This window comes from Pseudomonas sp. 10S4 (genome assembly GCF_034344865.1).
Taxonomy (GTDB): domain Bacteria; phylum Pseudomonadota; class Gammaproteobacteria; order Pseudomonadales; family Pseudomonadaceae; genus Aquipseudomonas.
Genome location: NZ_CP133774.1, coordinates 4586133 through 4611634, shown reverse-complemented (window position 1 = coordinate 4611634; position 25502 = coordinate 4586133). Strand labels below are relative to the sequence as shown.

Genomic DNA, 25502 nt, shown 5'->3' with positions numbered 1-25502 from the left:
CCTCATGACTACCCAACCTCACTCAGCCGGCTGGCGCTTCAAACTGGGCATCGTCATTTTGTGTTTGATGCTGGGGTCGTGGTTGATGGTGCCGCTCGCGGCAGCGGTCGGTGTCCCGGGTTCAAAGGTCGCCGCGCTGACGGGAGTCTTGTTTATCAGCAATAAGGTCCTGCTGATTCTGGTGATTGCCGTCATGGGCAAGGCCGGCTTCCAGCAATTGAAGCGCAGCGTGTTTGGTTACGTGACCTCACTGGCGCCCAGCGCCGAACTCGAAGTCGGCCCGGTGCGGCATAGCATCGGGCTCGTCATGTTCTGCGTGCCGCTGATCTCGGCCTTTCTTGAACCCTACGTCGACAGCATTTGGCCGGGGCTGCGGCCAAACCTCTGGCAGGTTCAAGTCTTGGGCGACCTGATGCTGATCGGCAGCTTTTTCGTGCTGGGCGGCAACTTCTGGGACAAGGTGCGCGCGTTGTTCATTCGAACCGCCAAAGTGAGCAATGCCTAGGCAGAATCGACAGGAAGCAAGCCAATGAACCGTCTGACGGCGAAAGACTTCGCCCCTGAGTTGCTGGAACTCTACGACTACTACGTACATGGCCAGATCAACCGGCGGGAGTTTCTCGACCGCGCGGCGTTGTTCGCCCTCGGCGGGTTGACCGCGTCCGCGCTGCTCGCCGCCCTTAGCCCGAATTACGCCCTGGCCGAGCAAGTGGAATTCACCGACCCGGACATCCTCGCCGAGTACATCACCTACCCGTCACCCAAGGGCCACGGCCAGGTTCGCGGCTATCTGGTGCGCCCGGCGAAAGCCGCCGGCAAGGTGCCGGCGGTGGTGGTCGTGCATGAAAACCGTGGGCTAAACCCTTACATCGAAGACGTTGCCCGGCGCGTGGCCAAGGCCGGTTTCATCGCCCTCGCCCCCGATGGCCTGACGTCGGTCGGCGGCTATCCCGGCAATGATGACAAGGGTCGTGAGCTGCAACTGACTGTCGACCCGGAAAAACTCATGAATGACTTTTTCGCGGCCATCGAGTGGCTGATGAATCACGCCGCCGGTACCGGGAAAGTCGGCATCACCGGTTTCTGCTATGGCGGTGGCGTCGTCAATGCGGCGGCGGTGGCCTACCCGGAACTGGCGGCGGCAGTGTCTTTCTATGGCCGACAACCCGAAGCCAAGGATGTGCCGCGAATCCAGGCGCCGCTCATGCTGCATTACGGCGAACTGGATACCCGCATCACTGAAGGCTGGCCGGCCTTCGAGCAGGCATTGAAAGCGGCGGGCAAAACCTATGAAGGCTACATTTATCCAGGCGTGAATCATGGTTTTCACAACGACTCCACGCCTCGATACGATGAAGCCGCTGCCAAGCTCGCCTGGAGCCGGACGCTGGATTGGTTTGGGCGATATCTGGCGTCCTGAATAACGGTCAGGCTTTCTGACCGTTACCGACACTTCTGGCGATATCAATTCCCCAGTCCAGCGCGGCTTCCATGTCCAGCAGATGCGGCGACGGGTCGTTGTCCTCAACGATAACCGTGCCATCTGGCCGGTAGACACCGATGAACATTTCCAACGAGCCGTCCCTCAGGATCTTGGCTTTCACCTCGATTTTGCATCCGTTCGACAGGGTTTCTGTGTGAATCAGGTGGCGCTCGGTCATTTTGTACTCCCGGTTTTTGGCCTGAAACCAATATCAAAAGACACTGCAGTTTAATGCCAAACGTTATATTGAAAAGTCATTATTAATGGCGATAAGGACGTCGGTTATTTATGAGAAAAAAGCTGAATCGGCCATTCTTAATCGCCATTCTCAATATCAAACTAGCGTCAACCAAACACTTCGCGATGAGTAAAACCGGATTAAAAATTTAAAAGGCATTATGCCTCCATTGGACATTGCATATTTAAAGAGTCCTGCTTAACTGCAAAAACTGCTAATGACGGCAGTACTTGCTAATACCACGGAAGGAGTCGCTATGAGCCATTCATCTTCTCATCCAATCCCGCCGTACGGGGTCGCCATCCAGAACGCTATCAAGGAAGGCAACCTGCAACAGATGAAAGCGTTGTTGAAACAACGCGACGCATCGAAGCCTGAACCCAAAGAGCTACAGACCGCTTACGACACACTGGCCAAGGAAGTTTCGCGCCAGGAAAAACACTAGCTCTGTTTTCTCCCCTTATTGCAATGGAGGCAATAACCATGTCTGGTACTCACCAACAACCTGTCGGTTTATTCCCACTCGCCTATCGAATTGGTACTTCGGCACCGGGTGCACAAAGCCTGGCATTCAATCTGCTGGTCTTTACCCCTGAAGAGACGGTCAGCGGCACCGCGACAATCACTCAGGCCACCAACCCTCCGCTGGATATCCATTCCGATGTCTGGGGCGAATACACCTACCTGACTGTGATGTCACCCGGTGTCAGCAAAATCCTGATCACCGCACAGGGCAATCACGGCGGCCCAGGCTCGAACTCCATCGTGAATTTCAAGATACGCCTGGTGGTCGGCACCGACTGGAAGGACGGTGTCGCCAACTATTCCTACCTTGATGGTCAACGCTGGGTCGAGGTGAATAACGTTCCGGCTCATCTCACCGAAGCGGTGCGTTCCACTGCCTTCCCGCCGCTGGAGCCCGGCCCGGTTATGCCGCCGCATTTTTCGTATTCGCCGATCCTGCCGCTGTATGCAGCGCCGATTCAAAGCGCCATTGCCAGCGGTGACCTGGCCCAGATGAAAAACCTCGCGAGCCTGGCCAAGCAACAACTGGATCAGCAGCCACAACTGCAAAGCGCACTGGAAGCCGCCAAGGGCGAAATCAGCCGACTCGAACGCCGCTGACCCGGACACTCAATGTGCCTGGTTTGTCCTGAATACACTTAAGGGAGTTGCACCATGTCAATCGGACTTTTCCACACTCGCCTCAACGTCAGCAATCATCTAATCGGCGCACCGGTTTTAACCCTGGACCTGTTGGTGGACACGGTTAAAAAGAAAGTCAGCGGTATTGCCAGCCTCGTTCAAGCCACCCATCCGCCAGTGCACTTCCGTGCTCGGGTCTGGGGTGAATATTCCGAGGCCAAACTGATTCCGACGGCCGAGAGCCACATCATCCTCACCCTGGATGGCAGCCCTAGCGGCCCACTCAGCCAGATCGCCCAGACCTTTCATTTGAAGGGCATCCTCGGCGCGGACTGGGTCAGCGGCTTTGTCGACTATCGCTACTACGAGCAGGGCGTCTGGCATCAAGTCAAGCACGCCGCCGTCAGTCCATCGCCCGTGATTGGCCCGGTGGAGCCGCCTCATCACGTCCAGCCGCTCTACGCCGTCGCAGTGCAGCAGGCGCAAACCACGGGTGACCTGGCGCAACTGAAATCGGTGGTGCAGCGCGGCGAACAGCAAGTGGCTCACAGCGGCGCCTTGCGCAGTGCGCTGGAGCAGTTGACCGCCGAAATCGCACGGTTGGAAGCGCGCTAGCGCTGCCTGAACTAACGATGAGTAACCTGTGGCGAGGGAGCTTGCTCGCGTTGGGCCGCGAAGCGGCCCTTGGGAAAAGGACTGCTGCGCAGTCCAACGGGAGCAATCTCCCTCGCCACAACTGTGCGCAAGGAGCTCACATGTCAGACAATCGCCCTGCCCGCTACCTCAGTGAAACCGACCTCAAACGTTACGTGCCTGTGCATGTGGTCTGGGAAATCACCCTGGCCTGCGACCTCAAATGCCTGCATTGCGGCTCCCGCGCAGGCCATCGGCGACCCGATGAACTGAACACCCAGGAATGCCTCGACGTCATCGACTCCCTGGCCGCGCTCGGCACCCGCGAGATCACCCTGATCGGCGGCGAAGCCTATCTGCGCAAGGACTGGACCCAGCTGATCCAGGCCATCCACGATCACGGCATGTACTGCGCGATTCAAACCGGCGGGCGCAACCTGACGCCGGCGAAAATGCAGGCCGCGGTGGATGCCGGGCTCAATGGTGTCGGTGTTTCCCTGGATGGATTGGCACCGCTGCATGACGCCGTGCGCAACGTGCCGGGCTCATTCGACAAAGCCGTGGATACCCTGCGCCGCGCCAAACAGTCCGGGCTGGCAGTGAGCGTCAACACCCAGATCGGCGCCGCCACATTGCCCGATTTGCCCGAATTGATGGAGGTGATCATCGGCCTCGGCGCCACCCATTGGCAGATCCAGTTGACCGTCGCCATGGGCAACGCCGTCGATCACCCGGAGCTGTTACTGCAACCCTATCAACTGCTGGAAGTGATGCCGTTGCTGGCACGGCTTTACCGCGAAGGCGTCGATCGCGGTTTGCTGATGAACGTCGGCAACAACATCGGTTACTACGGCCCGTATGAACACATGTGGCGCGGCTTCGGCGACGAACGCGTGCACTGGAGCGGCTGCGCCGCCGGGCAAACCGTGCTGGCACTTGAGGCCGATGGCACCGTAAAAGGCTGCCCTTCGTTGGCCACCGTCGGTTTTTCGGGCGGCAATGTGCGCAACATGAGCCTGCACGACATCTGGCATTACAGCGAAGGCATGCACTTTGGTCGCTTGCGCTCGGTCGACGACCTGTGGGGCTACTGCCGCAGCTGCTACTACAACGACGTCTGCCGTGGCGGCTGCACCTGGACTTCGCACTCCTTGCTCGGCAAACCCGGCAACAACCCGTACTGCCATTACCGCGCGCTGGACCTGCAAAAACGCGGGCTGCGCGAACGCATCGTCAAGATTGAAGACGCCGCGCAAAAATCCTTCGCGGTCGGGCGTTTTGATCTCATCACTGAACGCATCGAGACCGGCGAAACGGTGAGCAGCGTTAGCGACAGTGGTCAGGTGATCAAACTGGCCTGGGCGAATCAGGGCCAGAAATCACCGGACGAAGGGCGCATTCCGACGCAGTTGGCGTTGTGCCGGGGATGTTTGCAGTACATCCACCCGCATGAAGTGACGTGCCCTCATTGCGCTGCGGATGTGGCCGCCGCCGAGGCCGGGCATCAGGTGGATCGGGCGCGGCAGCAGGCGATCATGAATACGCTGAACGGGTTGTTGGGGTTGCCGAAAAATACGTTGATGTGAATGGATTGGCGTCTTTTCTTCATCTGCGACGGATGGCGCCGATGTGGCGTTGCGGGGCGATTCGGCCTGGTAGCGGACAGCATTTTGCGGCGGGTGGCCCGCTAATCAATGGACTAGACTGCTAACGCCGTCTTCAGGCCCAGAGCACTCAATGTTGTCCAGAAAAAGCAGGCGCATGCCACGAATCCTGGTGTACATCCTCGTATCGATTGCAGCCGTGTACTTGCTGCTCTGTGCCGCGCTGTTCGTGTTTCAGCGCGCCCTGATTTACTTCCCCCAACCCAGCACCATCGAGACCCCGGATACGTTGCTCAAACTGTCGGTTAGCGACGCGGACCTGCAGGTATCCGTCAGGCCACACGTGGGCCCCAAGGCGTTGATCTATTTCGGTGGTAACGCCGAGGACGTCTCTCGAAACCTGCCGTCGTTTTCCAAAGCCTTCCCCGACGAGGCGATCTATCTACTGCACTACCGAGGCTTCGGAGGAAGCTCGGGGTCACCTTCCGAGGAAGCGATTGCCCGCGATGCGCTTGATTTGTTTGACCGGGTCTACGCCGAACACCCGCAGATTGCAGTGGTCGGTCGCAGCCTCGGCACCGGCGTTGCCATCCGCCTCGCCAGCCAACGCCCGGCGTCGCGCTTGATCCTGATCACGCCCTACGACAGCCTTTTGGAACTCGCCGCCCGCCAGTTCCCGATTTTTCCGGTGCAGTGGTTGTTGAAGGACACGTTTGATTCAAGGAAATACGCGGCGCACATCAGCGTCCCGACACTGTTGATCATGGCTGAACACGACGAGGTGATACCGCGGGTGAGCACAGAGCGGCTCTATGGACAGTTCACTCCGGGTGTGGCGACGCTGAAGGTCATCAACGGTGTGGGGCACAACTCGATCTCCGAGAGCCCCGAGTACCTCAAATTGATCGGCGCCGGGTTGTGAGTGCGGTTGTGAGTCGACCACATTCACCGCGTTGAAAATCGCCCCCGGTAGGAGCTGCCGAAGGCTGCGATCTTTTGATTGGGTCTTTCAAAAGGCAACGTCAAAAGATCGCAGCCTTCGGCAGCTCCTACGTTGACCGCGTTTACAGCCATCCGCGTCTAGCGTTTGCGCGCCAGGCGTTGCGCCCAATTGCCGCCGTTAACTCGCTGGCATTGTTCTTCGGAATCGAACTGCACATGAGCCGCGACCGGGCTGACGAGTACGTCCGCTTGCGCTAACGCCTCGGCCGTCAATTCGACCATGCGTTCGCCCTGGCCGCTGGACAATGCCTGTTGCTTTTCAGCCTCGGTATCGAAGACCCAGATCACCCGCAGACTGGAAGGAAACTCGGCGTAATCAACCTCGTGGGTCAGCCAGCAGAAGCCGACGATTTCCGCTTTGGCCGTTTCACAGGCTTCGGTCAGGGTGGCGACCAGGCGACGTTCGATGTGCGCCTGATCGCGCTTGCTTAAAGCCATGGGTTGATCCTTGTGAGTGGCGAGGGGAAGCGCCAATCATACGATCCTGCGCGCTTGTGGCGAACACTGGTTTGTTGTCAGACAGTTTTTTTGCTGTCTTTAGGGCCCCTTCGCGAGCAAGCCCGCTCCCACACTGGATTGTTGTCGTTCACAAACAGTATGTTCACAACCGTCCATTGTGGGAGCGGGCTTGCTCGCGAAGAGGCCCATTTAGCCGCCGCAAAACTATCTATTCGACCTCATTTCGGCCGACGAACCGCCCGCAATTTTCCACTACCCCCGCCACCACAAAAGAACTGATCGGCGCCATCGGACTCAAGCCCCGAGACGCCGACGCCTGCGGGCATTGTCAGGCTTTCCAGCACCTCGCCCGATGCCGGATCTACGCGCCGCAATTCACTCTCATCGCCCTCCCACGTCCCATGCCACAACGCGCCTTCGACCCACGTCACGCCGGTGACAAAACGGTTGGACTCGATGGTGCGCAGAATCGCCCCGGTCTCGGGATCGATCTGATGAATTTTACGGTCGCGATACTCGCCCACCCACAGCGTTCCTTCGGCCCAGGTCAGCCCGGAATCACTGGGGCCGGGCGCGGGAATGGTGTGAAGCACGCGGCCAGTCCTGGGGTCGATTTTCTGGATACGGTCGGCGGCGATCTGGAACAGGTGCTCGCCGTCGAACGCGGTGCCCGCATCGGCAGTGACGTCGATCGAGCGCAGGGGCTGGCCGCTGGCCGGGTCGAGGGCGTTGAGTTTTTCGCCGCTGGCGAACCAGACATTCTGGCCGTCCCAGCTCACGCCATGCACAGCGTCGACACCGGCAAAAGGGCCATATTCACGGAGGATTTCGGCTGCTGAGTGTTTCATGATGGTTTCCTCGTCACGGGTTGGTGAGGTGATCCTAATCACTGGGCCACGGCGCCGTGAGTAACAAAGTCGTCGCGAAACCCGGCACCGGCGGAGTCATCCAGCGCCGCGCCCGTCCGCGTCCGAATGATTGCACCTTGGCGTCGGCCGCCAGTGTGTCGAGTGCCCGTTGCACCGTGCGCTGACTGGTGCCAAGGGCCAGCGCCAGGGCGGAGCTCGACCACGATTCCCCGTCAGCGAGGAAGGCAAACAACGCAGCGAATTTTTCTTCAACGGGCCGCCCCAGTAGCACGACGTCGGTTTCATCCCGCGACACCAGGGCATACCCGCGCGGGGTCGCGGTCACGCTGGCCAGCGGCTCAAGCGCCGCACGCAGGCGACCGACCTCGACGCGCAACCGGGCGCGATGGGATTCATCGCTGAGTTTCAAGCGAAAGGCTCGGGCGATCAGCGTTTCTCTCGGCACGTCAGCGGGCCAGGCTTCGGCCAGTGCCCGGGCGATGGTGAACAACACCGGGCGCGAGGCCAGTGAGACCGACATGCCGGCGCCGCGCACGCTGTAGCGGCAGGCGTCCACCACCAGCGAGGTTGAGGCGAGCAGCGCTTCGACTTCGTCCAGCAACAGCGGACGTTCCTGGCCCTGGGCAATCAGTCGTGCGACGGGCGTGTTCATCGCCAGGACAGCGTGTTCAACCTCGGAGCTAAGAGCGGGAATCGCTGCTTGCCGGGCGGCCTCTTCGGCTCTGCTCAGCGCAGCACGTGCCATGTTCGATTGCAGGCGCCGCATCGCGATCCCGGCCACGACCAGTTCATGGACGGTGCGCAAGGCCGGCGGCAGTGGCGCAGGGTCAAGTTCGGTGAGTAGGTGCTGCGCGTCATCCAGGCGCCCGATCAGCAGCAGGCGCCGAATCTCCAGATAGCGCGCATGGGCGGCGTTGACGAAATCGCCGTGGGCTTCAAGCGTCAAACGTGCCGTGCCGAGAGCCTTTACCGGCCAACCCAAATCCCGAGAGGCCAGTGCGATCTCAGCCTCTGCGACCACACACCTCGCTCGCGCCAACGCCTCTTTCGGCCCGAAGGCCCGCGCCGCCCGTTGCACCAGCGCCCGGGCTCGCACCAGCTCACCGAGCTGCGCCATTGCAATGCCCCGCAGCGCGAGCGCCGGCGCATCGTCGCGCAAGGCTATGCGGTTCAGCGCACCGAGGGGGTCACCCGCCGCGAGTGCTCGGGCTGCTGCGGTGATTAGCGAGTCCATCTGAATTGCGCCACAGGTGTTACTCCCACCGTTCGGTACACCGTGTTGAGTCTATCTCACAGTGGTTGATCCTGAAGGTGGGGCTTGGTGGTGGCTTGAAGAGTACAACTGATCCGGGATTCGTGGTGTATGCGCGATGACGGCCCTCAAACACAACACAAAAATGCCGCATCACCGCCCATCCGCCCATCCCGGCTGGCGCTCAAACCCGTCGAACAACTCAAAAATGGTCGCCTTGACCTTCTGCACCGCATTGCTCTGCACCGCGCTGTCATGCCAACACAACGACAGCTCCCGGGTGAACAGTCGATGATCGATCCTCGCCAGTTTCAGCTTGTGCTGCTCCAGCTCAACATGCGCCGCCGCCCACGGCAGGATCGTCACGCCGAGCCGGGCCTTGACCGCCGAGAACAGCAGGTCCGTGGAGTTGGCCTCAAACTCCACCTCACACTGCAGGCCGGCCTCTTGAAAAGCCGATTCGACCCGACTGCGAATCGTGTTCGGCGCACAAGGCAGCACCAGCGGCATCTTCGCCAGGACCTCAATCGACACCGGCCATCCGGTAAAGCAAATTCCGGCCACGCCACCAGGTACAACGTCTCAGTGAGCAGTCGTTGCGAGACCACGCCTCGGGTTTCGACCACATCGACGTTCACCGCCAGCGCCACCCGCCCGACGGTGATCAGGCCGCCAAGCTCGGCGCTCGGCGCATCGATCAGTTCCAGTTTGATCCCCGGATAACGGCTGCGGATGGTCCGCGCCAGCGGGATCGCCAACATCCGCGCAGTACTCGACGGCATGCCGACCGAGACCTTGCCTTTCGGGAACTCGGCGTCCTGGCGCAACAGTTCCTGGGTGCCATCGGCCTGGCGCAGCAGCTCGACGGCATGCCGATACAACGTGCGTCCCGCCGCCGTCGGCACCACGCCGTGAACGCTGCGTTCGAGCAGTTGCATGTCCATGTCCTGCTCCAGATTGCGCATCTGTTGGCTGATCGCAGGCTGGGCGATGTGCAGTGCTTCACTGGCGCGGGTGATGTTGCCGCACTCGATGACCTTGATGAAATAACGCAATTGGCGCAGGTCCATGGGCATCTCCGAAGCCATCGTATTTTCCGTTGGGAGCAGAGGAATATCATATTTGAGGCTTATGAGATACCGCGCCTAGACTCGTCTCACAACAAACGAAGCGCTATCGGCCGCAACCGCCGGGCAGCGCTTCCATAGGCCTGAAAAAGGCCACTGGGAGATCGCCATGTCTAGAGCAATGACTGCATCTGCAACACGCGAGAAACCGATCAAAACGCCCCTGACCCGCGAGCAGATTCGCGGCTTCTGGACGGTCTACCTGGGATGGGTGCTCGATGGCGTGGATTCGGTCATCTTCGCCCTGGTGCTGATCCCGGCCATGACCGAGTTGCTGCCCAACTCCGGCATCACCGCCACCCCTGCCAACATCGCCATGTACGGCTCCCTGCTATTCGGTTTGTTCCTGATCGGCTGGGGTCTGTCGTTTATCTGGGGACCGCTGGCCGACCGCTTTGGCCGGGTGAAGATGCTGGCGGCGAGCATCCTGGTGTACTCACTGTTTACCGGCGCGGCGGCGTTTTCCGAGAACATTTGGCAACTGGCGGCGTTTCGGTTGATCGCCGGAATCGGCGTCGGTGGCGAGTGGGCACTGGCCGGGACCTACGTGGCCGAGTGCTGGCCGGAAGACCGCCGCAAAATGGGCGCCGGTTACCTGCAAACCGGCTACTACCTGGGCTTCTTTATCGCCGCGTTGCTCAACTACACCGTCGGCGCCACTTATGGCTGGCGCGTGATGTTTCTCTGCGGCCTGTTCCCCGCGTTCGTGGCGATCTATACCGCGCTGAAAGTCAAAGAACCGCACAAGCCTGTCATCCACGTCAAAGGCGCTAAAGCGCATAGCTCGTGGCTGGAAATCTTCGCCCCGGCGTTTCGTCGCCGCACGCTCACCAGCTCGGCTTTGGTTGGGGTCGCGATTGTCGGTTTGTGGGCCGGTTCGGTGTACGAAGCCACCGCCGTGGTGACCCTGGCGACCCGCGCCGGCATCGACCATGTCGGCGCGGTACACCTGGCCTCGATTGGCGCGGCGATCCTGTCGCTGAGCACCATCCTCGGCTGTCTTATCGCGCCGTGGCTGGCGGAACGTGTCGGGCGGCGCAAGGCGCTGGGCATCTACTTCGCCGGCATGGCCGCCTCAATCGTGGTCGCATTTGGCTGGGTGTTTTACATGGACGATGGCCTGCACCTGTTCATGGTGTCGCTGGTGTTCCTCGGTTTCTTCGGCGGCAACTTCGCGATCTTCTCGCTCTGGTTGCCCGAGCAATACCCGACCCGCATCCGCGCCACGGCATTCGCCTTCAACGCCTCGGTCGGGCGCTTCATCGGCGCCGGGGTCAACTTCCTGCTGGCGGCGGCCATTCACTGGCACGGCTCGCTCGGCGCGCCCATCGCCTGGACCGCCGCCGCGTTCGTGGCCGGGATTCTGATCCTGCCGTTTGCCGTCGAAACCCGTGATCAAACCCTGCCGCAATAGCGCCCTGATCAGTGAACTGGAGAACCCTATGCAAGCGTTAAAAGGCGTGAAGATTGTCGATTTGAGCCGGGCACTGTCGGGACCGTTCTGCCACCATGGTGCTGGCCGACCTCGGCGCCGACGTGATCAAGATCGAGAGCCCGGCCCGACCGGCGACATGAGCCGCACCTGGGGCCCGTTCGATCGGGGCGTCAGCACCTATTACCTCTCGTGCAACCGTAACAAGCGCGGGATGTGCATCGACTTTCGCCGCCCCGAAGGACTGGCCACGATCCAGCGACTGATCGACGACGCCGACGTGGTGATCGAGAACTTCAAACCCGGCACCCTGGAAAGCATGGGCCTCGGCTTTGAGGTGCTGAGTGCGCGCAATCCACGACTGATCCTCGGCAGCATCAACGCCTTCGGTGCCGACGGACCGATGAGCAGTTGGCCAGGCTTCGACCAGATCGCCCAAGGCTACTCGGGGCTGATGAGCCTGACCGGCTTCGTCGACGGCGACCCGACCCGCACCGGCACGGCCATCGGTGATTTGACCTCGGGGATGTGGCTGGTGACGGCAGTGATGGCCGCCCTGCTGGAACGCTCGACGACCGGGCGCGGCCAGCATGTCAGTACGTCGTTGCTCGCTAGTCTGGTGGGGTTGTTGAGCGTGCATGGCCAACGTTATCTCAGCCTCGGCGATGTGCCCCGCCGTACCGGCAATGCACATTCGGTGATTGCGCCTTATGGCGTGTTTCAGACCCTGGACGGTCCGCTCAACCTGGCGCCGATTACCTCGGCCATGTGGGGACGCTTGTGCGTGTTGCTGGACTTGCCTTCTCTGCCAGAGGATCCGCGCTTCGCCACCAATGAAGCTCGGGTCGAGCGTCGCGAAGAGCTGAAGGCGATCCTCGAAAGCCGTCTGAAAACCCGCAGCAAACACGCGTGGACCGAGCTGTTCATCGAGGCCGGCCTGCCCGCCGGCCCGATCAACACCCTCGACGAAGTTTTCGACGATCCGCAAGTGCTGCACAGCCAACTGACTGAAACCCTCAACCATCCGACCCTCGGTGCACTTCGCCAAGTGGTGACGCCGGTGTTCAGCGCTACCGACAGCGCCGCCAGCCGCCCACCACCGCTGTTGGGTGAACACACTATAGAGGTGCTGCGCGAGGCGGGGTTAGATGCCGCTTCGATCAACGCCCTGCTCGCCGCCAACGTCGTGTTCCAGGACACCGACGACTCATCCGCACACGCCACAGGAACCGCCCAATGAACTCGACCGTCACCGTCCACCAGATCGATGAGCGCATCGCCCGACTGGTCTTCAGCAATCCCACCCACCGCAACGCCCTCAGCGCCCAACTGCTGAGCGCCCTCGACGAAAGCCTCGCCGCCCTCGCCGCTCAACGCGTGCCCGTGGTGATACTCGGTACTGAAGTGGGCCAACCGGTGTGGAGCGCCGGCCACGATATTCGCGAACTGCAACACGACCGCGACCCGATCGCCTACGGCAAACCCCTCGAACAAGTATTGCGCCGGATCCGCGCCTACCCCGGCGTGGTCATTGCGTTGATCTCCGGTTCAGTGTGGGGCGGCGCGGTGGACCTGGCGATGAGCTGCGACCTGGTGGTGGCCGACCACAGCGCCAGTTTTGCGATGACCCCGGTGAACATTGGCCTGCCCTACACCACCAGCGGCTTGCTGCGATTCTTCAACAACTTGCCGATTCATGTGCTCAAGGAAATGTTCTTCACCGCGCAGAAACTCGACGCGCAACGCGCGGAACGGTTTGGCGTGATAAACCGCTTGGTCGACAGCAGCGAGCTGGAAGCGACCGCCCTGGAAATGGCCCAGGGCATCGCCGCCAAAGCGCCGCTGGCGGTGGCGGCGGTCAAGGAACAGCTGCGCATTCTTGAAGATTTGCAACCGATGCCGGTGCAGGCGATGGAGCAGATTGCCGAGTTGCGGCGACAGGCCTGTGAGAGCAGCGACTTTGGTGAAGGGTTGGCGGCGTTTGCGCAGCGCAGGGTGGCGGTGTTTAGCGGTCGTTGATGAGGATCTGGAAAGTGTGGTGTTTGGGCTGACGTCTTCGCGAGCAAGCCCGCTCCCACAGGGGATCTGTGTTGGAACACTCATTTGTGTACAACAAAAAACCCCGGTGGGAGCGGGCTTGCTCGCGAAGAGGCCCGAACAAACACCGCAAATCCAGGGATGGCCCGGCGTTCTGGTCCACGCTGCCTATACTCTCGCCAATAGATTCATCACCGACGATCGCGGATGACTGAATCGCTGGCCAGCCTGAGCAATGCAACAGTTCAGGTTGCCCAGACGCTGTGAGAATGGATCAAGGACGAGTCAATGGACCTTTCAGCCTATGCGGCCCCGGCCCATACCCGCCAAAGCTCGGTGACACGGCGCCTGGCGTTTGCAATGGGCATTGTGTTTATCGCTGGGGTCGGTATCGCGCTCGGCACGCTGTTCAGCATCGCCGCCGGCCTCGACGCCGAAGACCTCAGCGATACCCGGTTCTACACCGAACGCGCGCTGGAAAACCGCGTCACCGCATCAAAAAACTACATCACCAGTTATGCCTACTGGACGTCCGCCTATGAGCATTTGAATGGCCAAGTGGACACCGATTGGGCCTATACCCAGCAAAATATCGGGAAAACGCTGTTCACCAACGATGGCTACGAAGGCGTATTTGTCGTTGATCGGGAGCGCACCAAGTACGCGGTGATTCGGGGGCAGTTGGTCCAGGGTGATTTTTCCAGTTACCTGACCGCGTCTGCCGCGACGCTGATCGATCAGGTTCAGGGCCAGGCCGACCTGACCAAACCGATGAGCCTGTACACGATGTTCGAGGGTCGGCCGGCGCTGCTGACCGCTTCGGCGGTCATACCCAATGACGACCGCACGATAGCGGACCCCAAAAGCACCTCGCTGCTGGTGTTCGTCGATCAACTGGCCGCGACCAAACTGCATAGCCTGGGCGTCAGTTATGGCTTGGAGGAGTTGAGCCTCGCCGCCGATGCCAGCATCGCTAAAAACCTGCCGCAGGTCCCCCTGGATAGCACCGGTTATAGCCTGATCGCCAAACTCGAAAAGCCCGGGCAGCATTTATTGTGGTCATTACTGCCGCCGCTGGCAGGGACATTGACGGTGCTGATGTTGCTGACCGCCTATTTCTTTCGCTATGCGTTGCGCTCCTCGCGGTATGTCGACACCAGTTATGAGGAGTTGCAAGCCGCCAACCAGGCGCTGGAAGCCAGCGAAGAGCGCTTTCGTGCAGTGGCGGAAGCGGCGTCGGACTGGATCTGGGAAATTGATCAACGCCAGTCCATCACCTACCTGTCCGGGCGATTCAGTGAAGTGACTGGGTTCTCCAATCAGCAATGGGTGGGCCAAAACATCGAGCAACTGCTGTATTGCGACACCACGCCCCTGGCACTCTGGTTGAACAAACTGACCGAGCAAGCCGATGTCAGCGACCTGCGTTGTACCTACCGCGATCACACCGGACAACAACGCTACTGCCGCGTATCTGCCCGGCCGATTTTCGACCACCACGCCGTCATTGGCTATCGGGGCACCGCCAGCGACATCACCGATGAAGTCGCCGCCCACGCGCAAATCCAGCATCTGTCGATGCACGATGCGCTGACCGGTTTGCCCAACCGCAACAAGCTTGCGCGCTACCTTGACGAGGCGTTGCTGCTCAAAGAGTACTCGGCGCCGCTGACGTTATTGATGCTGGATCTGGACAACTTCAAGCCCATCAATGACTCCCTCGGCCACCCTGCCGGCGATGCGGTGTTGCAGGAGGTCGGCGCCCGTTTGCGTGAATGCACCCGCGACCATGACATCGTGGCCAGGCTGGGCGGTGATGAATTTGTCGTGGTGCTGCACGGCATGGACAGCCACAGCGAAATCGACAAATTCTGTACCCGACTTATCGCCAGCCTGCACCGGCCCATCCCTTATGAAAACCATGCGCTGCATATCGGCGCCAGCATCGGCATAGCCCTCAGCCGCCGCCAGGGTTACCTGCCCGGCGAATTGATCCGCTGCGCCGACATCGCGCTGTACAAGGCCAAGTCCGACGGTAAAAACACCTGGTGCTATTTCGAAGCGCACATGAACGACCAGATTCAACAGCGTCGCCAACTGGAAGACGATCTGCGCCTGGCGGTGCAGAACCAGCAGTTTGTACTGCATTACCAGCCGCGCTACAAAGTCGACGGCAAGGAAATTGTCTCGGTTGAAGCGCTGGTTCGCTGGCAGCATCCGACCTCGAAGGCCTGCTCGGGCCGGAGTGTTCATTCCCTTGGCCGAGCAAACCGACCTGATCGTGCCGCTGGGCCGCTGGGTTTTACGCGAAGCCTGCGAAACCGCCCTGACCTGGCCGGCCCACTTACTGTTATCGGTCAACCTTTCCCCGGCACAATTCGCCCGCAGTGACGTGGTCGAGGATGTCCGCGAGGTGCTGGTCGAAACGCGCTTCCCGGCCAGTCGCCTGGAACTGGAGATTACCGAAAACGTGATGCTCAACGACATCGACGGCGCCCTCACCACCATGAACGCGCTCAAGGAACTGGGCGTGCGCCTGAACATGGACGACTTCGGGACCGGTTATTCCTCACTCGGCTACCTGCGTGCCTACCCGTTCGACGGGATCAAGATCGACAAACGCTTCATCGCCTCGATGAGCAGCGGCGGCAACGACCGCGCGGTGGTTCAGGCGATCATCGGACTGGGCAAGGCCATGGGTCTGACCGTGACCGCCGAAGGGGTCGAAACCGAAGAGCAACTCAACATTCTGGGCGCAGATCAATGTCACGAGGTGCAAGGCTTCTTTATGAGCCGCCCGATCGACAAACAGGCATTCAGCAAACTCCTGAGCGAATCCCGCCCTCCATTCCCTGAACGACACCTCCCCTTGTAGAAGCAAGGCTCGCCCGCTAGAGGCCCGAACAACCCCCACAGCCCCAACTTACGCACCACCGCTAGTCGCTTTTCGATGGTTTTAATACGTAAACATGACAGGTAATTTATGTTTTTGTAACAATTGGAAACGTATAATCCGCGCCAGCGTAGCGGTGCATCGACGCCAGCGTCGATGAACCCCGCAATTGCTGGCCCGATGGCCTCAATCAGGCCCCCCAATGCCCAACCTGCCAAAGGAGCGTCCGGCCATGGACCCTGCCCATTCTCGGTGGGTCATGCAGACAGAAGCTAAGCTCACGAAAGTCCCACGCCCTGTTGCCTGATGAGTTCAACGTGGCGTTTGGGCTGGTGCCTTCAGCGTCCGTTTGCGTGACCTCACTCTGCTCTTTGCCAACCCTCAAGGGTGTGCCGTGTTGTGGTTCAGACGCGCGCGCTCAAGAAAGTACTGACTTGTGGTCCTGCCCTTCCACTCAGATCGCTGTTGGAATCACTGAATATGAACAAGGTATTGCGCCACTACATCCCGGCCACGACGCTGCGACTACTGCCCAACCGCTGGGACCTGGTCGCTTTGCCGCTGGTGATTGGCTTCTTGCTATTTTTCTCGATAGCCGCACGGGAAACCTGGGCGCCGATGTCCACCTTGCAAGGTGAAGTCATCTCACTCGACCCATCCAGCCTGCCCGAGTATGCGATGCGCACCACCCTGCGCATGCTCGCAGCGATGGCTGCCTCCCTGGTCTTTACCCTGCTGTACGGAACCCTGGCGGCCAAAAGCCGGCGCGCCGAGAAATTGCTGGTGCCGGTGCTGGACATCCTGCAATCGGTACCGGTGCTGGGCTACATCTCGTTCACGGTGACGTTTTTCCTGCTGTTGTTTCCAGGGCGAGTGCTCGGCGCTGAGTTCGCCGCCATTTTTGCCATCTTCACCAGTCAGGCCTGGAACATGACGTTCAGCTTCTACCAGTCACTGCGCATGCTGCCCCGTGACCTGGAAGAAGTGTCCAGCAACCTCCAGCTATCCGGCTGGCAGAGGTTCTGGAAGCTCGACGTGCCGTTCGCCATCCCGGGATTGGTCTGGAACATGATGATGAGCATGTCCGGCGGCTGGTTCTTCGTGGTGGCTTCCGAAGCCATCACTGTTGGTGACAAGACCGTCATGCTGCCGGGCGTGGGTTCGTACCTGGCCGTCGCCATCCAGCAGCAAGACCTGCATGCCGTGGGCTACGTCATCCTGGCGATGATCGCAGTGATCTTGATCTACGACCAATTCCTGTTCCGCCCGCTGGTAGCCTGGGCCGACAAGTTCCGCATGGAAAACACCGCCTCCCAGGCCGGCGCGCCGGAGTCCTGGGTGTTGAAACTGATCCAGCGCACCCGCATGGTCCAGCGCATCTTGCGCCCGATCACCCGCACCGTCGGCCGAATCGGCAACCGCCGCTTCAGCTTGCCGCGCACAAACCGCACCACCACGCCAGTCAACCCGGCCACTTCACGGCTGATCGATTGGGTGTGGGGCACGCTGATTGCCGTGTTGACCCTTTACACGCTGTACCACATCGGCCTCTATATGAGCAGCGAAGTGACACTTGGCGAGGTCGGGCACGTGCTCGTCATGGGGCTGATTACCCTGGTGCGAGTGGTGCTGTTGATCGCCGTGGCCTCGCTGATTTGGGTGCCGCTGGGGGTGATGATCGGTTTACGCCCGCACTTGGCCGAGAAAATCCAGCCGCTGGCGCAGTTCCTCGCGGCCTTCCCCGCCAACCTGCTGTTCCCGGTGTTTGTCATCGTGATTCTGCGTTACCAGTTGAACCCGGACATCTGGCTGAGCCCGCTGATCGTGCTCGGGACGCAGTGGTACATCTTGTTCAACGTGATTGCCGGCGCCAGCGCGTTCCCGAACGACTTCCGCGAGGCGGCGGCGAACTTCCGCATTCGCGGCTGGCTGTGGTGGCGCAAGATCATGTTGCCGGGCATCTTCCCGTATTACGTGACCGGGGCGATCACCGCGTCTGGCGGCGCGTGGAACGCCAGTATCGTTTCCGAATTCGTTTCATGGGGACAGGACAAGGTGGTAGCCCACGGTTTGGGCGCTTACATCGCCGAAAACACGGCCGCCGGTGACTTCCCGAAAATCACCCTCGGCGTGGTGGTGATGTCGCTCTTTGTGGTGGCCTTCAATCGCGTGGTATGGCGACCGATGTACGCCATTGCTGAAAACAAACTCCGTCTCAATTAACGGGATTCGATGTCATGAATACCTACACCGAACACACACAGGCATCCCCCGAAATCTACTCGTTGAACAACGTGAGCCGGGCGTTTGGCAAGGGCAAGGACGAGTTGCAAGTACTCACCAATGTCGACCTGACGCTGCGTGAAGGCGAGATCGTCGGCATGCTGGGCCGCTCCGGCTCGGGCAAGTCCACGTTGCTGCGCATCATTGCCGGCCTGATCCCACCGACATCGGGCGAAGTCCGCTACAACGGCCACTTGCTCAACGGGCCGGCGGAAGGCGTGGCCATGGTCTTCCAGACCTTTGCGCTGTTCCCTTGGCTGACCGTGCTCGAGAACGTAGAGGCCGGGTTGCAGGCGCTACAGGTCGAACGCAAGGAAGCGCGCAAACGCGCACTGGCGGCGATCGACTTGATCGGCCTCGATGGTTTCGAAAACGCTTACCCTCGGGAATTGTCCGGCGGCATGCGCCAACGGGTCGGCTTCGCCCGCGGCCTGGTGGTCAACCCGACGCTGCTGTTGATGGACGAGCCCTTCTCCGCCCTCGACGTATTGACCGCCGAAACCCTGCGTACCGACCTGCTGGACTTGTGGAGCGGTAAACAACTGCCGATCAAATCCATTCTGATCGTGACCCACAACATCGAAGAAGCGGTGTTGATGTGCGACCGCATCCTGGTGCTGTCCTCTAACCCAGGGCGCGTGGTCGCCGAGATCAAAGTACCGTTCGAGCACCCACGCAACCGACTGGACCCGACCTTTCGGCAAATGGTCGACGACATCTATGCCCTGATGACCGACCGCCGCAGCGCAGACGCCACGAGCACAGGCAAATCCGAACTGAAAATGGGCAGCCCGCTGCCAGAAGTCTCTACCAACTTGATTGCCGGCCTGATCGAAACCCTGGCGGCCGAGCCCTATAACGGCGAAGCCGGCCTGCCCGACGTCGCCGAACGGCGCTTGCTGGAAGTGGACGACCTGTTCCCGGTCGCGGAAATGCTCGAACACCTGGGCTTCGCCGAACTCAAAGGCGCCGACATCACCCTGACCGAGGCCGGCAAACTCTTTGCCGACTACGGCACCCAAGAGCGCAAAACCCTGTTCGCCGAACACCTGGTCAAACACGTGCCACTGGCGGCCCGCATCCGCCAGGTCTTGCAGGAACGCAACGGCCACCGCGCGCCGCGAGTGCGTTTTGAGCAGGAACTGGAAGATTCGCTGACCGATGCGTTCGTCGAAAAAACCCTGGAAAGCGTGATTACCTGGGGCCGCTACGCGGAGATCTTCTCCTACGACGACCACACCGAGACATTCAGCCTCGAAGACGTGGAAGGCAGCGTTTAAAGCCCACTAACAAAAGCCCCGATCCCATAAAAGGCATCGGGGCTTTTTTGTTGATCACCCCGTCCCCCCGTAGGAGCGAGGCTTGCCCGCGAAGAGGTCCTAAAACTCACCGCACATTCAAGCCCTGAAAACATTCATCCCCAAACCTTCCTCAAATGAATCAACGCCACACGACGCCCGTCCGGCGACGCCCGTTCTTCAATATCAAACGGCACAAACCCAAGTTTCGGATACAAAATCAGCCCCGCGGTATTCTCGTTAAAACACGACAACTGCACCTCCCGCGCCCCATGACGCTCAAGCGCCAGCCGCTCCATCGTCGCCACCAAAAACGTCGCCACACCCTGCCCTCGCGCCTCGGGCGACACAATCAAATTGCCAATCGCACAGATCCCGTCACGCTCAAACTTGTAGAAGTTGGCAAACCCGACAATGGCGCCGTCCTGCTCGATCACCGTCGAGTCCGAGCGCTTGGCAATCGATGCGCCCAGTTGCGCCTCCGTCAGCGGGTACTGGCCGGTCGGGAACATAAAAAACAGTTCTTGGGGATCTTGAGGAAATTCGCAAATCGTCAGTACATCTTCAGCACTGACTGGGCGATAGGTGAGCGGCATGGTTGGGTTCCCTCCAAATGTCGAGGTGACAGATTACGTTGGGCCATCGCGAGATAGAAGCGCTCAACCACTTGACCCGCGCACCGTTAGATGGGAGAACGTGCATGGCCTAAATGGACGACACATTCAGTAACACTAGAATCAAGGAAGACTCATGAAGACCTTACTGTGTTTGCTGATCGCCACCGGTGTCGGCACCGCGCTGCAGTATCTCGGCGTACCCCATGGCCTGTTACTCGGCTCGATTCTCGCCACCTCGCTAATCGCCAGCAACCTGCGCTTCGCCCCCACCCTGCCCTTGGGCCTCGGCTTCATACAAATCGTGCTGGGGATCGCCACCGGCCTGATGTTCAAGGCGTGGGACAGCCACACTGCCGCCGCTATGTTACCCAGCCTCGGCATCCTATTCCTGTGCCTGACCGCCCAGATTGCGATGGCCAGTTTTTGGCTGTTCAAGGTCTCGGGCTGGAACCTCAAGGACTCGCTGCTGGCCGTCTACCCCGGCGCCCTCGCTGCGGTGTTTGATCTGCTCGAGTCCGAGCGAGCGTCCGGCAAAGTCATCGTCGTGCACCTGGTGCGGCTGCTGTCGATCACTGTGCTGGTCAGTTTTCTGATTCCCGCGCAAACCGGCATGGCGCTTGCCGAAAGCAGCCCGCTAGTCTTCAGCACCGTGCTCACGGTGCTGTCGTTGATCACCCTGAGCATCGGCATCGGCCGCTTGTTGTTGCGCATCGGCGTCCCGGCACCGTTCATGCTCACCGCTATCGTCGCCACCGCCGCCTCTATCAAGATGGGCTATCTCCACAACTTCCAAATGCCGGAATGGAGCGTCGATGCCGCAACAGTGATCATTGGCGTGCTCATTGGCTCGAAATTCAAAGACATCTCCTTCGCAGAACTGATCCGCCATGGCCGCGCCGGGGTGATGGCCGTCGCCCTGATGCTGCTGATCGCCGCCGCATTTGCCGGCGTGGCCGGACGAGTCCTGGGCAGCGATCCGTTGTCCTTGTGGATGGCCTACATGCCCGGCGCCATCGAAACCATCGCCATCGTCGCGTTCGGTGGCGGGCTGAATGTGGTGTTCATCCTGACGCATCACCTGGTGCGGATGGTGGTGCTGCACTTTGCACCGGCGGTGATTGTGCAGGCGCGGCGCTGGCGTGAGAGTGAATCGTAGGCCCATGCCTGGCGCATCATTTGCCATCCGCGTGTTATTCGCCTGCTGTCTTTTGGTCGCCACGGCCAATCATTTGCGGGCGGATTTTCAACATGGATTTTTCTGGGACTACGGCTACGGGAATGGAGCTTATTGGGCCAGCCGGGTGTTCTGGGGGCACTGACGATTCTTGATCCTTTGGCGGCACTGCTGCTTTTCATCAACCCCCGGACAGGCATCGCACTCACGGCGGCCATCATCATCGCAGATGTCGCTCACAACACGTTTTACGTGGCCGTGAATCAGCAATGGCTTGAGCCGTTCTATCTTTCACAGGTAGCGTTTTTGTTGGCGGTTCTGCTGCTTTCGCCGGTTGCTTGGTATCGAACGGATCGGGGGCACCTGTAGGAGCACGGCTTGCCGGCGATGGCGTTCGTGAGATCGCCATCGCGAGCAAGCTTTGCTCCTACAATAAAAATACCCGTCGCCTTTTCACTCAAAGCTCAGTCGGGTAATCAACGTCATTGAAGAAATAAACGTTTTCATGCTTAAACCCCCAGACACCTTCGACCTGGCGAATATGAGGTTCAAAAGTAAAACACTCCACCTCCCCTAAACGCCGGTCATTCCCGGCCTCGATATACAACCTGTCGCCCCGCCGCTCGCACAGGCTATGCCCAACATTCGCGCTGAAGTCGAGGTTCTCAAACCCGGCCGAAATGATGGAATCATTGGTGAACTCATACAGCTCATGAAAGGTAGTGTCTGGCCGGGTAAAACGGCACATCGACTCATGTAACAGCCGCTCAACCGCATACCCTCTGCCGAATTCATCCCCGATGGGCACCGCTCTGCACACGCCGTCCTCCATATAAAACGAACGCGCGCAGTCGCCCCAGACATTGCCGGATTTTGGGCTCAAATCGACCGTTATTAAATTGTGGAGACCAACAGCCTCATCGCTCGGCCGGTAATCGCGCCCTGAAATCGAGAGCAAGCTGCGAGACCCGAGTAGCACGAAGGCCGGGCAATCGTAATACCAGGTGTCGAGATAGCCCAATCGGGCCAGTGCCTGTGCGGAGAGGTGAGCAATGGATGCTTCGGTGGAGTCTGGCGTTATATGCTCGACGAGTTGCTGCAAAACCGCTTTCGCTGCGGTTTGGACGGGTAGATTCAGCGGATTTTCCATGTTAGACGCAGCTCCAGACAAACTGGCAGGGTGAGCAGCCATTAAGGTGTTGAGTACTTATAGCTTGCCGCACCCGTAGGAGCACGGCTTGCCGGCGAAGGCACCCGTGAGACCGCTATCGCGAGCAAGCTTTGCTCCTGCTGTGCGCGCAAAAGATTCCGCCTATCACACCCCAACACTGCGCCTATTAGCAGTCCGCCTCAGAGGGTCTAGTCTTACCCGTGCGCCGGCGTACGCTGGCCGTTCAATACCTGATGAAGAGATAAGAAAGAGTCACAGGCTTGCCGTGGGCCCGCGTGCTGGCGAATCGATCGCCAATCTCTAGACGTCCCGTGTGGCCACAATGAGCAGTTGATCGAACTGCTTGGCCCAGCAGCCTATGTCATTGATTTCGCTCATTGCTATTGCGGGCCCAGGCCGGGCCGGATGGCTGGATGAACACGACCGAAGGTAGCTCTTACATGGCAAACGAATCGAAATGCCCGTTCAATCACGCCGCTGGCGGTGGCACGATGAACCGCGACTGGTGGCCGAATCAACTGAATCTGAAAATCCTGCACCAGCACTCGACCCTGTCCGATCCTTTGGACAAGGGCTTCAACTACGCCGATGCGTTCAAAAAACTCGATTTTGCGGCGGTCAAAGCCGATCTGAATGCGCTGATGACCGATTCCCAAGACTGGTGGCCGGCGGACTTCGGTCAACTACGGGCCGTTTTTTATCCGCATGGCCTGGCACGCTGCCGGCACTTACCGCACCGGTGATGGCCGTGGCGGTGCCGGTTCCGGCCAGCAACGCTTTGCGCCGCTCAACAGTTGGCCGGACAACGTCAGCCTCGACAAGGCGCGCCGGCTGCTCTGGCCGATCAAGCAAAAGTATGGCCAGAACATTTCCTGGGCCGATCTGATCGTCCTCACCGGCAACGTCGCGCTGGAGTCCATGGGCTTCAAGACCTTCGGCTATTCCGGCGGTCGTCCCGATGTGTGGGAACCGGACGAAGACGTGTACTGGGGTTCTGAAAACAAATGGCTCGGCGGCGACACCCGCTACGGCAAAGAAAACGCCCCCGTGGAAGCACCCGGCGAAGGTCCACTCGTAGCCGAACCGGGAAAAAATGAGGAGAGCCGCACCGACCACGGTCGCAACCTTGAGAACCCGTTGGCTGCCGTGCAAATGGGCCTGATCTACGTCAACCCGGAAGGTCCGGAAGGCGAGCCAGACCCGATCAGATCCGCCATAGACATCCGCGAAACCTTCGGCCGCATGGCCATGAATGACGAAGAAACCGTGGCGCTGATCGCCGGCGGCCACGCCTTCGGCAAAACCCACGGCGCCGGCCCTGCCGACAACGTCGGTGCAGAACCCGAAGCTGCGGGCCTGGAAGAACAAGGCTTCGGTTGGAAGAACAGCTTCGGCACCGGCAAAGGCGCCGACACCATCACCAGCGGCCTGGAAGTGACCTGGACCACCACCCCGACCACAGTGGGAGCAACAACTACCTGGAAAACCTGTTCGCGCTTCGATTGGGAACTGACGAAAAGCCCGGCCGGCGCGCACCAGTGGACACCCAAAAATGGCGGCGGCGCCGGCACCATCCCGGATGCCCACGACCCGTCCAAACGCCGCAACCCAACCATGCTGACCTCGGACCTGGCGCTGCGCTTCGACCCGATCTACGAGCCAATTGCACGGCGCTTCCTGGCCAATCCCGACCAACTCGCCGATGCCTTCGCCCGCGCCTGGTTCAAGCTTATCCACCGCGACATGGGCCCACTCTCACGCTACCTCGGCCCGGAACTGCCCGCCGAAGAACTGCTGTGGCAAGACCCGATCCCTGCGCTCGACCATGCCGTGGTCAACGACAGCGACATCGCCGCACTCAAGGGCAAACTCCTCGCCTCGGGCCTGAGCGTTTCACAACTGGTGTCCACCGCTTGGGCAGCCGCTTCCACCTTCCGTGGCTCCGACAAACGCGGCGGCGCCAACGGTGGACGTCTGCGGCTGGCGCCACAAAAATCCTGGCAAGCCAACCAGCCCGAACAACTGGCGAAGGTGCTGGCGAAACTCGAAAGTATCCAAAGCGAGTTCAACAGCGGCGGCAAGAAAGTCTCCCTGGCCGACCTGATCGTGCTCGCCGGTAACGCCGGCGTCGAACAAGCGGCAAAAAACGCTGGCCACAGCGTCACGGTGCCGTTCACCCCAGGACGGATGGACGCCACCCAAGAGCAAACGGACGTGGAATCGTTCGGCTTCCTGGAGCCCATCGCCGACGGCTTCCGCAACTACCTGAAAACCCGCTACCGCGTTCCGGCCGAGCAACTGTTGATCGACAAGGCGCAACTGCTGACCCTCACCGCGCCAGAAATGACCGCGTTGATCGGCGGCCTGCGGGTGCTGAATACCAACATCGGCCAAGCCAAGCACGGCGTCTTCACTCAGCGGCCTGAAGCGTTGACCAACGACTTCTTCACCAACCTGCTGGACATGGGCGTTGAGTGGAAACCGACGTCGGAGACCAAGGAGGAATTCGAAGGCCGCGACCGCAAAACTGGCGCAGTGAAATGGACGGCAACCCGGGTTGATCTGGTGTTTGGTTCGAATGCGCAGTTGCGGGCATTGGCGGAAGTCTATGCCAGCAGCGACGCGAAGGAGCGGTTCGTCAAAGACTTCGTGGCCGCGTGGACCAAAGTGATGAACCTGGACCGCTTTGAAGTGAAGTAACACAAACCCTAACGCTGAAAACTGCAACGCCTCCCAATGTGGAGGCGTTGTACTGTTTGCGGATCAGGAAAGACTAAACGGGAG

General features: G+C 60.2%; 23 protein-coding genes and 2 pseudogenes. 18 read left to right on the top strand and 7 right to left on the bottom strand.

Annotation, left to right across the window (positions count from 1 at the left end; all coding sequences use genetic code 11):
* The first annotated feature begins 4 nt into the window (after positions 1–4).
* Together RHM58_RS21695 and yghX are read left to right on the top strand one after the other, a co-directional pair.
* Positions 5–505, top strand: a complete 501-nt coding sequence (locus RHM58_RS21695; RefSeq protein WP_201257356.1) for a transporter suffix domain-containing protein — start codon at positions 5–7, stop codon at positions 503–505.
* A gap of 24 nt (positions 506–529) precedes the next feature.
* Entirely contained in the window at positions 530–1420 is an 891-nt protein-coding gene (gene yghX / locus RHM58_RS21690; RefSeq protein ID WP_201257357.1) for a YghX family hydrolase, read from the top strand.
* 7 nt (positions 1421–1427) lie between these two features.
* Here yghX and RHM58_RS21685 read toward each other — a convergent pair whose 3' ends face one another.
* A complete protein-coding gene (locus RHM58_RS21685) occupies positions 1428–1661 on the bottom strand; it encodes a hypothetical protein (RefSeq protein ID WP_201257358.1) in 234 nt (77 codons plus the stop codon).
* Between the two features lie 316 nt (positions 1662–1977).
* Here RHM58_RS21685 and RHM58_RS21680 point away from each other — a divergent pair, with 316 nt between their 5' ends.
* The 5 genes from RHM58_RS21680 (at position 1978) to RHM58_RS21660 (ending at position 6026) form a co-directional block, all read left to right on the top strand.
* On the top strand, positions 1978–2166 hold the full coding sequence (locus RHM58_RS21680) for a DUF1843 domain-containing protein (RefSeq protein WP_201257359.1): 189 nt from the start codon (positions 1978–1980) through the stop codon (positions 2164–2166).
* A 38-nt stretch (positions 2167–2204) separates the two neighbouring features.
* Positions 2205–2846 carry a DUF1842 domain-containing protein gene (locus RHM58_RS21675; protein ID WP_201257360.1) on the top strand — a complete coding sequence of 214 codons (642 nt, stop codon included), beginning with the start codon at positions 2205–2207 and terminating at the stop codon, positions 2844–2846.
* A gap of 54 nt (positions 2847–2900) precedes the next feature.
* Positions 2901–3482, top strand: coding sequence for a DUF1842 domain-containing protein (locus RHM58_RS21670; RefSeq protein ID WP_201257361.1), 582 nt, complete (start codon positions 2901–2903; stop codon positions 3480–3482).
* Between the two features lie 140 nt (positions 3483–3622).
* On the top strand, positions 3623–5086 hold the full coding sequence (locus RHM58_RS21665; RefSeq protein WP_322268148.1) for a GDL motif peptide-associated radical SAM/SPASM maturase: 1464 nt from the start codon (positions 3623–3625) through the stop codon (positions 5084–5086).
* 175 nt (positions 5087–5261) lie between these two features.
* Entirely contained in the window at positions 5262–6026 is a 765-nt protein-coding gene (locus tag RHM58_RS21660) for an alpha/beta hydrolase (RefSeq protein ID WP_322268147.1), read from the top strand.
* A gap of 158 nt (positions 6027–6184) precedes the next feature.
* Here RHM58_RS21660 and RHM58_RS21655 read toward each other — a convergent pair whose 3' ends face one another.
* The 4 genes and pseudogenes from RHM58_RS21655 to RHM58_RS21640 all read right to left on the bottom strand — a co-directional run bounded on the left by RHM58_RS21655 (position 6185) and on the right by RHM58_RS21640 (position 9756).
* Positions 6185–6544 (bottom strand): hypothetical protein, encoded by a 360-nt coding sequence (locus RHM58_RS21655; protein ID WP_201257364.1) that lies wholly within the window; start codon positions 6542–6544, stop codon positions 6185–6187.
* 239 nt (positions 6545–6783) lie between these two features.
* Complete coding sequence (locus RHM58_RS21650; RefSeq protein WP_322268146.1) at positions 6784–7413, bottom strand: PQQ-binding-like beta-propeller repeat protein; 630 nt, start codon at positions 7411–7413, stop codon at positions 6784–6786.
* A 34-nt stretch (positions 7414–7447) separates the two neighbouring features.
* On the bottom strand, positions 7448–8668 hold the full coding sequence (locus RHM58_RS21645; RefSeq protein WP_322268145.1) for a helix-turn-helix domain-containing protein: 1221 nt from the start codon (positions 8666–8668) through the stop codon (positions 7448–7450).
* A gap of 171 nt (positions 8669–8839) precedes the next feature.
* A pseudogene (locus tag RHM58_RS21640) lies at positions 8840–9756 on the bottom strand (LysR substrate-binding domain-containing protein).
* Positions 9757–9922: 166 nt separating this feature from the next.
* Here RHM58_RS21640 and RHM58_RS21635 point away from each other — a divergent pair.
* The 7 genes and pseudogenes from RHM58_RS21635 to RHM58_RS21605 all read left to right on the top strand — a co-directional run bounded on the left by RHM58_RS21635 (position 9923) and on the right by RHM58_RS21605 (position 19738).
* Entirely contained in the window at positions 9923–11227 is a 1305-nt protein-coding gene (locus RHM58_RS21635; RefSeq protein WP_201257367.1) for an MFS transporter, read from the top strand.
* Between the two features lie 95 nt (positions 11228–11322).
* Positions 11323–11388, top strand: a complete 66-nt coding sequence (locus tag RHM58_RS34080) for a CoA transferase (protein WP_416195332.1) — start codon at positions 11323–11325, stop codon at positions 11386–11388.
* Entirely contained in the window at positions 11385–12485 is a 1101-nt protein-coding gene (locus RHM58_RS21630; RefSeq protein ID WP_416195331.1) for a CaiB/BaiF CoA transferase family protein, read from the top strand. Before RHM58_RS34080 ends, RHM58_RS21630 begins: the two co-directional genes overlap by 4 nt.
* Complete coding sequence (gene scpB, locus RHM58_RS21625; RefSeq protein WP_322268143.1) at positions 12482–13264, top strand: methylmalonyl-CoA decarboxylase; 783 nt, start codon at positions 12482–12484, stop codon at positions 13262–13264. The genes RHM58_RS21630 and scpB overlap by 4 nt, the downstream gene beginning before the upstream one ends.
* A gap of 306 nt (positions 13265–13570) precedes the next feature.
* Positions 13571–16157, top strand: a pseudogene (locus tag RHM58_RS21620) (EAL domain-containing protein).
* Between the two features lie 498 nt (positions 16158–16655).
* Positions 16656–18398, top strand: a complete 1743-nt coding sequence (locus tag RHM58_RS21610) for an ABC transporter permease (RefSeq protein ID WP_201257371.1) — start codon at positions 16656–16658, stop codon at positions 18396–18398.
* A gap of 14 nt (positions 18399–18412) precedes the next feature.
* Entirely contained in the window at positions 18413–19738 is a 1326-nt protein-coding gene (locus RHM58_RS21605; protein ID WP_201257372.1) for an AAA-associated domain-containing protein, read from the top strand.
* Positions 19739–19872: 134 nt separating this feature from the next.
* Here RHM58_RS21605 and RHM58_RS21600 read toward each other — a convergent pair whose 3' ends face one another.
* Complete coding sequence (locus tag RHM58_RS21600; RefSeq protein WP_201257373.1) at positions 19873–20352, bottom strand: GNAT family N-acetyltransferase; 480 nt, start codon at positions 20350–20352, stop codon at positions 19873–19875.
* 154 nt (positions 20353–20506) lie between these two features.
* Here RHM58_RS21600 and RHM58_RS21595 point away from each other — a divergent pair, with 154 nt between their 5' ends.
* A complete protein-coding gene (locus RHM58_RS21595; protein ID WP_322268141.1) occupies positions 20507–21529 on the top strand; it encodes an AbrB family transcriptional regulator in 1023 nt (340 codons plus the stop codon).
* Positions 21530–21661: 132 nt separating this feature from the next.
* Entirely contained in the window at positions 21662–21916 is a 255-nt protein-coding gene (locus tag RHM58_RS21590) for a hypothetical protein (RefSeq protein WP_322268140.1), read from the top strand.
* Between the two features lie 88 nt (positions 21917–22004).
* Here RHM58_RS21590 and RHM58_RS21585 read toward each other — a convergent pair whose 3' ends face one another.
* A complete protein-coding gene (locus tag RHM58_RS21585) occupies positions 22005–22697 on the bottom strand; it encodes a M24 family metallopeptidase (RefSeq protein WP_322268139.1) in 693 nt (230 codons plus the stop codon).
* Positions 22698–23158: 461 nt separating this feature from the next.
* Between RHM58_RS21585 and RHM58_RS21580 the strand changes: the two genes are divergently transcribed.
* Together RHM58_RS21580 and katG are read left to right on the top strand one after the other, a co-directional pair.
* Positions 23159–23461 (top strand): hypothetical protein, encoded by a 303-nt coding sequence (locus RHM58_RS21580; protein WP_322268138.1) that lies wholly within the window; start codon positions 23159–23161, stop codon positions 23459–23461.
* A complete protein-coding gene (gene katG / locus RHM58_RS21575; RefSeq protein ID WP_322268137.1) occupies positions 23424–25418 on the top strand; it encodes a catalase/peroxidase HPI in 1995 nt (664 codons plus the stop codon). The genes RHM58_RS21580 and katG overlap by 38 nt, the downstream gene beginning before the upstream one ends.
* Positions 25419–25502 lie beyond the last annotated feature (84 nt).

Excerpts from the sequence above, each read along its gene's own strand:
- RHM58_RS21695 (WP_201257356.1), top strand. The coding sequence starts at position 5 with ATGACTACCCAACCTCACTCAGCCGGCTGGCGCTTCAAACTGGGCATC.
- yghX (WP_201257357.1), top strand. The coding sequence starts at position 530 with ATGAACCGTCTGACGGCGAAAGACTTCGCCCCTGAGTTGCTGGAACTC.
- RHM58_RS21685 (WP_201257358.1), bottom strand. The coding sequence starts at position 1,661 with ATGACCGAGCGCCACCTGATTCACACAGAAACCCTGTCGAACGGATGC.
- RHM58_RS21680 (WP_201257359.1), top strand. The coding sequence starts at position 1,978 with ATGAGCCATTCATCTTCTCATCCAATCCCGCCGTACGGGGTCGCCATC.
- RHM58_RS21675 (WP_201257360.1), top strand. The coding sequence starts at position 2,205 with ATGTCTGGTACTCACCAACAACCTGTCGGTTTATTCCCACTCGCCTAT.
- RHM58_RS21670 (WP_201257361.1), top strand. The coding sequence starts at position 2,901 with ATGTCAATCGGACTTTTCCACACTCGCCTCAACGTCAGCAATCATCTA.
- RHM58_RS21665 (WP_322268148.1), top strand. The coding sequence starts at position 3,623 with ATGTCAGACAATCGCCCTGCCCGCTACCTCAGTGAAACCGACCTCAAA.
- RHM58_RS21660 (WP_322268147.1), top strand. The coding sequence starts at position 5,262 with ATGCCACGAATCCTGGTGTACATCCTCGTATCGATTGCAGCCGTGTAC.
- RHM58_RS21655 (WP_201257364.1), bottom strand. The coding sequence starts at position 6,544 with ATGGCTTTAAGCAAGCGCGATCAGGCGCACATCGAACGTCGCCTGGTC.
- RHM58_RS21650 (WP_322268146.1), bottom strand. The coding sequence starts at position 7,413 with ATGAAACACTCAGCAGCCGAAATCCTCCGTGAATATGGCCCTTTTGCC.
- RHM58_RS21645 (WP_322268145.1), bottom strand. The coding sequence starts at position 8,668 with ATGGACTCGCTAATCACCGCAGCAGCCCGAGCACTCGCGGCGGGTGAC.
- RHM58_RS21635 (WP_201257367.1), top strand. The coding sequence starts at position 9,923 with ATGTCTAGAGCAATGACTGCATCTGCAACACGCGAGAAACCGATCAAA.
- RHM58_RS21630 (WP_416195331.1), top strand. The coding sequence starts at position 11,385 with ATGAGCCGCACCTGGGGCCCGTTCGATCGGGGCGTCAGCACCTATTAC.
- scpB (WP_322268143.1), top strand. The coding sequence starts at position 12,482 with ATGAACTCGACCGTCACCGTCCACCAGATCGATGAGCGCATCGCCCGA.
- RHM58_RS21610 (WP_201257371.1), top strand. The coding sequence starts at position 16,656 with ATGAACAAGGTATTGCGCCACTACATCCCGGCCACGACGCTGCGACTA.
- RHM58_RS21605 (WP_201257372.1), top strand. The coding sequence starts at position 18,413 with ATGAATACCTACACCGAACACACACAGGCATCCCCCGAAATCTACTCG.
- RHM58_RS21600 (WP_201257373.1), bottom strand. The coding sequence starts at position 20,352 with ATGCCGCTCACCTATCGCCCAGTCAGTGCTGAAGATGTACTGACGATT.
- RHM58_RS21595 (WP_322268141.1), top strand. The coding sequence starts at position 20,507 with ATGAAGACCTTACTGTGTTTGCTGATCGCCACCGGTGTCGGCACCGCG.
- RHM58_RS21585 (WP_322268139.1), bottom strand. The coding sequence starts at position 22,697 with ATGGAAAATCCGCTGAATCTACCCGTCCAAACCGCAGCGAAAGCGGTT.
- RHM58_RS21580 (WP_322268138.1), top strand. The coding sequence starts at position 23,159 with ATGGCAAACGAATCGAAATGCCCGTTCAATCACGCCGCTGGCGGTGGC.
- katG (WP_322268137.1), top strand. The coding sequence starts at position 23,424 with ATGGCCTGGCACGCTGCCGGCACTTACCGCACCGGTGATGGCCGTGGC.